Raw genomic sequence first — 795 nt, 5'->3', positions numbered from 1 at the left:
CGCTTTTTCTTATTCCCTAATGGAATAAGAAACGGACTTTCAGAAGCCAAATTGAAAGTAGGGTACTAGTGATACCCTACTTTACTCTCATCTATGAGACTCCCACTTTCAAACTGCACCGCTTTTTGCTCTTCTCCTGCTACTCGATTTCTACCCGCTTACTGCTCGTCTCCGCTGCCTTGGTTTAAGCTGCTGCGGCTACATTTTCAAAGCTGAAAAGCAAAGAACGAAGCATCATGGTTGCCTGTGGTTTGATTTCTTCAGGTAATTCAGCAAAACGCCTAAAAAGGTCTCTTAGCGAGCCGTCTAATTCTTCTTTTTCACCAAATACCAAGTCATGCACAGACACATCCAGCACTTGAGCCAGTAAAGCTAACTTGTCCGCTGGTGGCGGGTTCGTTCCATTCTCCCATGCTGAATATGTCGTTTTTCCGGCTCTGATTTTTTCGGCTACATCCAACTGCGATAGACCCTTGTTTTTTCTGGCCTTTTTCAGGTTTTCGGCGATATTCATGATGTCACCAATTCGCTGCGTTTCGTTGTGCTCATAGTAATGGTCGTTATCTTCAAAGGCCTTAATTAGGTCTTTTTGTCCCAAATTCTGTTGACAAGAAAAACTTGAATCCTGTACGTTTAGCCCATATTCAGGGCTTGACAGGTTTTTGCTGTGATTGATTGGGTCTCCTGTTTTCTGCCGATAGCCCACCCCCGCCTTTACTCGGGTGAGGTCATCGCGCTCAATCCAGACAAAACGATTGAGTGGAGAAGTGAACGCAAATTGCAGGTTCAGGGCTC

At 45.0% G+C, this 795-nt stretch carries 1 protein-coding gene; it reads right to left on the bottom strand.

Features of this window, described 5'->3' with window-relative positions:
- Positions 1-184 precede the first annotated feature (184 nt).
- A partial coding sequence (locus tag AXE65_RS04525; protein ID WP_068388710.1) for a helix-turn-helix domain-containing protein occupies positions 185-795 on the bottom strand: 611 nt, incomplete at its 5' end.

It is taken from the genome of Ventosimonas gracilis (assembly GCF_001580025.1).
Taxonomy (GTDB): domain Bacteria; phylum Pseudomonadota; class Gammaproteobacteria; order Pseudomonadales; family Pseudomonadaceae; genus Ventosimonas; species Ventosimonas gracilis.
This window is presented reverse-complemented; position numbering and strand designations above follow the sequence as displayed.